General features: G+C 72.6%; 8 protein-coding genes. 4 read left to right on the top strand and 4 right to left on the bottom strand.

All coding sequences use genetic code 11. The features are described 5' to 3' along the window. Positions 1 to 140: 140 nt before the first annotated feature. A complete protein-coding gene (locus ABH935_RS50760) occupies positions 141 to 1043 on the bottom strand; it encodes a D-alanyl-D-alanine carboxypeptidase family protein (RefSeq protein ID WP_370385224.1) in 903 nt (300 codons plus the stop codon). A 385-nt stretch (positions 1044 to 1428) separates the two neighbouring features. On the opposite strand from ABH935_RS50760, the gene ABH935_RS50755 reads away from it, so the two are divergent. Both ABH935_RS50755 and ABH935_RS50750 read left to right on the top strand, forming a co-directional pair. After that, the gene (locus ABH935_RS50755) at positions 1429 to 1797 is read left to right on the top strand and encodes a DUF2795 domain-containing protein (RefSeq protein ID WP_370385223.1); all 369 of its coding nucleotides are present in this window, start codon (positions 1429 to 1431) and stop codon (positions 1795 to 1797) included. 431 nt (positions 1798 to 2228) lie between these two features. Further along, entirely contained in the window at positions 2229 to 2888 is a 660-nt protein-coding gene (locus ABH935_RS50750; protein WP_370385222.1) for an NAD(P)-dependent oxidoreductase, read from the top strand. 19 nt (positions 2889 to 2907) lie between these two features. On the opposite strand, the gene ABH935_RS50745 is transcribed toward ABH935_RS50750, so the two are convergent. Further along, on the bottom strand, positions 2908 to 3750 hold the full coding sequence (locus ABH935_RS50745) for an SAM-dependent methyltransferase (RefSeq protein WP_370385221.1): 843 nt from the start codon (positions 3748 to 3750) through the stop codon (positions 2908 to 2910). Positions 3751 to 3941: 191 nt separating this feature from the next. Here ABH935_RS50745 and xylB point away from each other — a divergent pair, with 191 nt between their 5' ends. Then, on the top strand, positions 3942 to 5429 hold the full coding sequence (gene xylB, locus ABH935_RS50740; protein WP_370385220.1) for a xylulokinase: 1488 nt from the start codon (positions 3942 to 3944) through the stop codon (positions 5427 to 5429). Here the strand turns inward: xylB and ABH935_RS50735 are convergent. Beyond that, positions 5419 to 5559 (bottom strand): hypothetical protein, encoded by a 141-nt coding sequence (locus ABH935_RS50735; protein ID WP_370385219.1) that lies wholly within the window; start codon positions 5557 to 5559, stop codon positions 5419 to 5421. The two genes, xylB and ABH935_RS50735, sit on opposite strands and share 11 nt — an antisense overlap. A gap of 42 nt (positions 5560 to 5601) precedes the next feature. On the opposite strand from ABH935_RS50735, the gene ABH935_RS50730 reads away from it, so the two are divergent. After that, a complete protein-coding gene (locus ABH935_RS50730; RefSeq protein ID WP_370385218.1) occupies positions 5602 to 5997 on the top strand; it encodes a hypothetical protein in 396 nt (131 codons plus the stop codon). 6 nt (positions 5998 to 6003) lie between these two features. Here the strand turns inward: ABH935_RS50730 and ABH935_RS50725 are convergent, their stop codons facing one another. Further along, complete coding sequence (locus ABH935_RS50725; RefSeq protein ID WP_370385225.1) at positions 6004 to 7344, bottom strand: MFS transporter; 1341 nt, start codon at positions 7342 to 7344, stop codon at positions 6004 to 6006. Positions 7345 to 7466: the final 122 nt, after the last annotated feature.

Below are 7466 nucleotides of genomic sequence, written 5' to 3'. Positions count from 1 at the left end.
GCCTATCTTCGGGGCGCGGGGGGCGGCGCGTCGGTGGGGGCGGGCCAACCGGTGGGGGCCCCGGCGGCCGGGGCCGCCCGGCGGGGCCGGGGCGGGGGGGACCTGGGGCCCCCCCGCGACGCTACGTCGTCGTACGCGCTCTACACGAAGTGACGCGCTCCCTCGATCAGTCCGAGCGCCGCGTCGAATGAGCGCCCGGCCGGCGGTGGGCCGGGCTGCCCGAGGACGACACCGTAGACCGTGTGGAACGTGTGCGACCTGTCGCCCTTGACCCGCGCGGCGAACATCAGGCAGCCGCCTGCGGCACCCGTCCAGCCGGTCTTGACACCGAGTACGCCATTACGACCGAGCAGGCGGTTGTGGTTCCGCACGACCCCTGCGACCGGTACCCGCGCCGACGTCTCACTGACGACCTGCGCGAAGGTCGGGACGCCCATGGCCGCCTGGTCCAGGCGGATCAGGTCCGGGGCGGTGGAGACCGTGCGGGAGTCAGTGCCGGCCGGGTCCGCAAAGTGCGTGCGGCTCATGCCCAAGCGACTGGCGGTCTTGTTCTCCCGCGCCACGAACCGATCGATGCCGCCGGCATCCCAGCGCGCCAGGATGCGGGCCATGTTGTTCCCCGAGGGCAGCAGCATCGCCTCCAGAGCCTTGCGCTCGCTGATCCGCTCGCCGGCGGCGACCGCGACGAGAGTCTGGCCGCTGTGGATCTCCGCGTAGTACGCGGCGGCCTCGTAGGGCAGAACGGTGATCGTCGGCCCGCTGTCGCGCACACCGATCGGGTGGTCGAGCAGAACCTGGTACGCGTCCATGACCTTCGCCACGCTGGCGGTGGCATGCGGTCGGCCCACCGCGCCCGACGTACCGAGCGGGCCCCGGCCGTCGACGGCGACCGCGGACTGACCCGAACCGGGCCACGGGATGCGGACGGAGGCGGCGGCAGGGGCCGCAGTGCCGGCGACGGCTGCGAGGAGCAGCGGGGCGACGCTCCACCGGGCGAGGTTACGCGGGGACCTGAGCCGATCCTTGGGAAAGATGTTTCTCATGTGGTCATTTGTTGTCATGAGCAGGCCTCGGCTAGTCCGCGGCTGCGGCTAACGGGTGATGGGGTGGGCCGTTCGAGCGCGCGTTCGGCGTTGTGGCGAGAACCCAGCGCGGTTCACCATGCAAGCCACAAGGGGCAAGGCAGCGTGATCGCCGCTGCGTGACATGGCGGAGGCCGGCGCCCGGGGCGTCAAACAGCGTCGAAATGCCCTGCGGCAGCACCTACGCCGTGTGGGTTACCGAAAGCGGCTTCGGATGAGCCGAGCCGCTGCTGCCTGCCTACCCCACATGGAAGCAGTGGGCGTGACCCCGAACCCCGGCCTTCATAACGTGGCCAGTTGGTTGCCGGTGGCAGCCACGCCACCGGCGCGAGTCAGGGAGACATCCATGACCAAGTCGAAGAAGCAGTTCGCCAAGCAACAGCCTCAGGGCACGGCCAACGAGTTCCACCGAACGATCGAGCTCACCTTCAGCGACCACCCGTGGCCGGCCAGCCGCACAGAACTGATCGGGCACGCCAGCCGGCAGGGCATGTTCGCCAAGTCCGATCTCGCGCGGTTGAAACAGATCCCGCACCGCGACTACCACAACGTCGCGGACCTGATGGCCGCCACGCGGCAGGCCGACCCGTCGATGACGCAGAACACCGGCCCGGTCACGACCGCTGAACACAACCGGCGCGCCATGGCCGACGCCGACGCCCCGGCGAACGCCCCGATGCATTCGTCGGCGCGCTACGACGAGCAGATTCACTAACCGCTGGCGCAGGCCGGGCTGTCGGTGGCTCCTTTGGGACCGCCGACAGCCCGGCTCGGATAGTCGATCTGTCAGTCGCCGGGTACACGAGTTCGTCGATGATCTGGTTGTCGGCGAGGTCGTCGATGAGTGAGTCGCCGTCGATGAAGAGTTGTTCGACGGTGTCGAACAGCTGCGTGCGTTCCTCGGCGGTGCCGGTCCGCAGTCGCGGAATCATGAATTCAAAGCGTGCTTACGGTTGCATCGGGGCCGTGTTGCGCCAGCGGGTGATCCGGTCGGCCTGGTCTGGCGGATTGAGGAGGCGCATCCGCCTCGGCTGGATCCGCCGCACACCCCCGAACACGAATCGCGGTGGCACCGCGAGCAGCCCCGATGTCCAATTGAGGAGGCGCGAGACGCGCCTTGGAACACGCGTTCGAGGAGGAGTTGCCGTGGACATCGTGGTGTTCGGCGCGACCGGCATGATGGGCTCGCGGATCGCCGCGGAGGCGGCGTCCCGGGGGCACAACGTCACCGCGGTGTCGCGGTCGGGGCGGGCGCCGGAGGGCGTCGGCGGCCAGGTGAGCGCGGCGGTCGGGGATGCGAGCGACCCGGGCCGGGTCGCGGAGCTGGTCGAGGGCGCCGACGTGGTGGCCTCGGCGCTGGTGCCGCCCCGCGACGGCACGGACCCGCGCGGCCCGCTCGTGCAGCTGTACGCCGACTTCCTGTCCGGCGTCCGCGACGGCGGCGCACCCCGCACTGTCATCGTCGGCGGCGCCGGCTCCCTGCTGGCGGCACCGGACACCCGTCTGTGCGACCTGCCCGACTTCCCCGCGATGTACAAGCCGGAGGCCCTGGCGCACGCCGCCGTGCTGGACTCACTGCGCGCCGACCCGACCCTGCCGACCTGGACCTACATCTCCCCCGCTCCCCAAGTCGGGCCCGGCGAGCGCACCGGCGCCTTCCGCCTCGGCATCGGCGACGAGCTCCTGCCGGACGCGAGCAGCATCAGCGCCGAGGACTACGCGGTGGCGTTCGTGGACGAGCTGGAGTCGGGGGCGCATCCGCGGGAGCGGTTGTCGGTCGCCCAGACGGCGCAGGCCGGGAACTAGGTCCGCCTGGATCCCGTTCCTACCGCTTGATCCCGACCGCCGCGTGCCCGTAGTCCAGCGAGCGCTCCTCATCGGTGAGCTCGCGGTCCGGCCGCCAGGCGGGGATGATCACGACGCCGGGGTCCAGCAGCTCGGTGCCGGTGAAGAAGCCGGCGATCTCCTCGCGGTCGCGGAGGACCAGCTGGGAGGTGGCGTTGTTCCAGCCCTTGCGGGCGGCGCCGAACTTGCCGGGGACGTGGCCCTCGGAGGCGTGGGAGACGGCCAGTGCGCCGCCGGGGGCCAGGACGTCGACGAACTGGGCCGCGATGCCGTGGGCGTCCTCGGCGTCGGAGACGAAGTGCAGGACGGCGACCATCAGGACCGCGACCGGCTTGTCGAAGTCCAGGACGGCGTGGACGGTGCCGTTGTCCAGGATGGTCTTCGGCTCGCGGACGTCGGCCTGGACGATCGCGGTCAGTTCCGGGTCGGCGCCGGCGAGCAGGGCGCGGGAGTGCGCCGAGACGATCGGGTCGTAGTCGACGTAGACCACGCGGGCGTCGGGGTGGATGCCGCGGGCGATCTCGCCGGTGTTGCCGGGGCCGGGGATGCCGGTGCCGATGTCGAGGAACTGCGTGATGCCGGCCTCGGCGAGGTGGCGGACCGCGCGGCCGAGGAAGGCGCGGTTGACGCGGGCCATGCCGCGCAGCTCCGGCATCAGCTTCAGCGCGACCTCGGCGGCCTCGCGGTCGACGTCGAAGTTGTCCTTGCCGCCGAGCAGGTAGTCGTAGATGCGCGCGGGATGGGCCTTGCTGCGGTCTATGTCCGGAGGTGTCCAGTCCGGCAGCCGCGCGGCGCCGTCCTCGCTGATCGACTCGTCGGTCATTCTCGACCCTCCCGGTGGCGGCCTCGCGCGGTGGGCGTCCCGCGTGTGGATCAGCCTAGCCGATGATCATCGAGGACTGACACCTGGTCGGCGGCGGTGCCCGCGGCGGTGGGGGCCCGGCCGGTCACCGGGCGGCGATGCTAGGTTCACGTGTCGAATGATTCGCAACATCGCGCCGGGAGTGCCTGTCGATGACCCGTAATGCCCTGGTCGCGGGCGTCGATTCCGCGACGCGGTGGTGCAAGGTGGTGATCCGCGACGCCGCCACCGGCGCGGTGGTCCGCCGGGGCACGGCGGCGCACCCGGACGGCACCGAGGTCCACCCCTCGGCCTGGTGGGAGGCCCTCGGGCAGGCCGTCGCCGAGGCCGGCGGGCTGGAGGACGTCGCCGCGGTCTCGATCGCCGGGCAGCAGCACGGCATGGTGTGCCTGGACGACGAGGGCGCGGTGGTGCGTCCGGGGCTGTTGTGGAACGACACGCGGTCGGCGCGCGCCGCCGCCGATCTGGTCGCCGAACTCGGCGCGGCGGCGTGGGCGGACGCCGTCGGCACCGTCCCGGTCGCCTCGCTCACCGTCGCCAAGCTGCGCTGGCTCGCCGAGCACGAGCCGGCGCGCGCCAAGGCCACCGCGGCGGTCTGCCTGCCGCACGACTGGCTGACCTGGAAGCTGACCGACGGCCGCGATATCAGGAACCTGACCACCGACCGCAGCGACGCCTCCGGCACCGGCTACTACTCCGCGGCCGCCGGCGCCTACCGCCCGGACCTGCTGGAACTGGCCTTCGGACGGCAGCCGCTGGTGCCCACCGTCCTCGGCCCGTCCGAGCCGGCGCGGATCCTGCAGCCCTCGGCCGGCTTCGCCCCGGCGGACTCCCCGCGCATCCGGCTAGGCGCGGCCGGGCTGAATCCGCTGCTGGTCGCCGCCGGAGCCGGCGACAACGCGGCGGCGGCGCTGGGCCTGGGCGCGCGGCCGGGCGACGTGGTGGTGTCGATAGGCACCTCCGGCACGGTGTTCGCGTGCTGCGACGCCCCGACGGCCGACCCGACCGGCGCCGTCGCGGGCTTCGCCGACGCCACCGGCCGCTACCTCCCGCTGGTCTGCACGCTCAACGCCGCGCGGGTGTTGGACGCGGCCGCCGCTCTGCTCGGCGTGAGCCTGGGAGAACTGTCGCGCCTGGCCTTGTCGGCCCCGGCCGGCACCGACGGCCTGACCCTGATCCCGTACCTGGAAGGCGAGCGGACGCCGAACCGTCCGGACGCCACCGGCACCCTGCACGGCCTGCGCCTGACCAACTCCACCCCCGCTCACCTGGCCCGCGCCTACATCGAGGGGATGCTGTGCGGCCTGGCCGACGGCTTGGACGCGTTGACGGCGGTCGGCGTCCCGGTGGAGCGCATCCTGCTGGTGGGCGGCGCGTCACGCTCGGAGGCGGTCCGGGCGATAGCACCGGCGATTCTGGGCCGGCCGGTGCTGGTGCCGCGTGCCGCCGAGTATGTCGCGGACGGCGCCGCGATGCAGGCGGCGTGGGCGTTGAGCGGCAGCGGCATGAACGGCACGATCAGCACGAACGAGCCGCCGGCGTGGGGTCCGTGCGAGGCAGAGCGGTCCGAGGCCGAGCCGGTGCCGTGGCTGCGGGAGCGGTACCACGAGTACCGGGACGCCGGGACGCCTAACGGCTGACCTGCGCCAGGACGCGGGGGTCGCCGTACGCGCGGAACAGCGTGATGAGGCCGTCGCGGAGGTGGAGGATCTGGACCGACGTCACGCTGAACGGCTTACCGGTCGTGGTGACGGTTCCTCTCGTACGCATCTCTACGACGACCACCTCTCCAAGCAGGCGCTCTTCCAGCGCGTGGTCGACGCGGCCCCGGTGCCGGAGATCGACGCCGCGCCCGGGCAGGCCGCCGAGCACATCCTGGCCGGGCTCGCCGAGCGGATGGCGCACGAGCCGGTCGCGTCGCTGACCATCCTGCGGTCGATGCTGACCAACCCGGAGGCCGCCCACGCCGTCGGCACCGCCGCGATCCGCTACCAGGCGCAGATCGCGCAGGCGATCCCCGCCGAGGACGCCGACCTCAGGGCGGCGATCATCAGCGCCGTCGTGCTCGGCATCACGGTCTCCCGGCACCTGCTGAAGACCGACGCGCTCGCCGACGCCGACCCGGAGCAGGTCGTCAGGCTGCTGCGGCCGGGGATCCGGTCGCTGGCGGACGGGGCCAGCGAGGGCCGGCCTGGCACGCCTGGCTAGAGATGGCTAGAGATGGTCCAGGGAGCGGATCCCCAGGACCGGCAAGGTCAGCAGCCAGAGCGCTGACATCGCCCCGCCGACGGCCGCGACCAGCAGCGTCGGCCGCATGCCGATCGTGCCGGCCAGCACGCCGCCGACCAGCGCGCCGAGCGGGCGGACGCCGTAGTTGACGGTGGTGTAGGCGCCGGAGACGCGGCTGCGGACGGCGTCGTGGATGACGGCGGTCTGCAGCGAGTTGAGATTGACGTCGAACAGCATCACCCCGAGCCCGCCCAGGAACTCGGCGAGGGCCAGGACCACCGCGCACAGCCACACCGAACCGTGCGCCACCGCGACGAGCGCGATCGGCGCCGGGAACAGCACGGCGCCGACGGCGATGCCGCGTCCGACGCCGATCCGGCGCGCCAGCCTCGGAGCGACGACCGCTCCCAGCAGCGCACCGCTCGCCCCGACGCCCAGCGCCACGCCGACCGCGCCGCCGGACAGGTGCAGCACGCGGTTCGCGAACAGGACCAGCAGGCTGGTGTTGGCGACGAAGGTGAAGAAGTTGACCGTGGTCGCGCAGGCGAGGGTGGACCTCAGGATCGGCTCGCGGGCGATGTAGAGGATGCCCTCCTTGGCACGCCGCGCCAAGGAGACCTCGACCGACTCCGCCTGGGGCTCGGGGACCCGGACGCGGCTGATCGTCAGCGCCGAGAACAGGAACGACACCGAGTCGACCAGCACGGCGAACGGCGCGGAGGTCGCCGCGATCAGCACCCCGCCGGCCGCGGGCCCTACCATGAACGAGGCGGAGCGGGTACCGGCCAGCTTGCTGTTGGCCGACACGTACTGCGAGCGCGGCACCAGCCGCGCGAAGAAGGATGGGTACGAGGTGTTGAACAGCACCGCAGCGGTCCCGCACAGCGCCGCGACGACGTAGAGCTGGCCGAGCGTCACGGCGCGGAACGCGGCCGCGACCGGCAGGCTGACCAGGACGACGGCGCGGGCAAGATCGGCACCGATCATGAGGCGGCGCTTCCGGCGCTGCCGGTCCACCCACGCCCCGAGGAAGACGCCGAGCAGATTCGGAGTCCAGGTCACGGCAGCGAGCGCCGAGGCCTCGGCGGCGGAGGCCTTCAGGGTCACGGCGGCGATCATCGGGAGCGCGAGCTCGGTGACGCGGTCGCCGAGCTGGGAGACGGTGTCGCCGAGCCAGAAGCGGCGGAAACGGGGGGCTCGGGGGTCTTGGGGGTCTCGGGGGTCGGCGCGCGGGGTGGCGCCGGGTTGTTCGGGCTCGGTCGCGCCGGGCCGGTCGACGGTGGCCGTGGCGAGCGATTCGGTGCTGGTGCTCGTGCTGGCGCTGATGCGGGCGCTGGTGTTGGTGTTGGCGCCGGTGTTGGCGCCGGTGTTGGCGCCGGTGTTGGCGCCGGTGTTGGCGCCGGTGTTGGCGCCGGTGTTGGCGCCGGTGTTGGCGCCGGTGTTGGCGC

This window comes from Catenulispora sp. GAS73 (assembly GCF_041262085.1).
Classification (GTDB): Bacteria; Actinomycetota; Actinomycetes; order Streptomycetales; family Catenulisporaceae; genus Catenulispora.
The sequence above is the reverse complement of the archived record's forward strand: the minus strand, read 5'-3'. Positions and strand labels throughout refer to the sequence as shown.

Bases quoted from the DNA above. Each gene is read 5' to 3' on its own strand.
- ABH935_RS50760 (WP_370385224.1), bottom strand. From the start codon at position 1,043: ATGAGAAACATCTTTCCCAAGGATCGGCTCAGGTCCCCGCGTAACCTC.
- ABH935_RS50755 (WP_370385223.1), top strand. From the start codon at position 1,429: ATGACCAAGTCGAAGAAGCAGTTCGCCAAGCAACAGCCTCAGGGCACG.
- ABH935_RS50745 (WP_370385221.1), bottom strand. From the start codon at position 3,750: ATGACCGACGAGTCGATCAGCGAGGACGGCGCCGCGCGGCTGCCGGAC.
- xylB (WP_370385220.1), top strand. From the start codon at position 3,942: ATGACCCGTAATGCCCTGGTCGCGGGCGTCGATTCCGCGACGCGGTGG.
- ABH935_RS50735 (WP_370385219.1), bottom strand. From the start codon at position 5,559: ATGCGTACGAGAGGAACCGTCACCACGACCGGTAAGCCGTTCAGCGTG.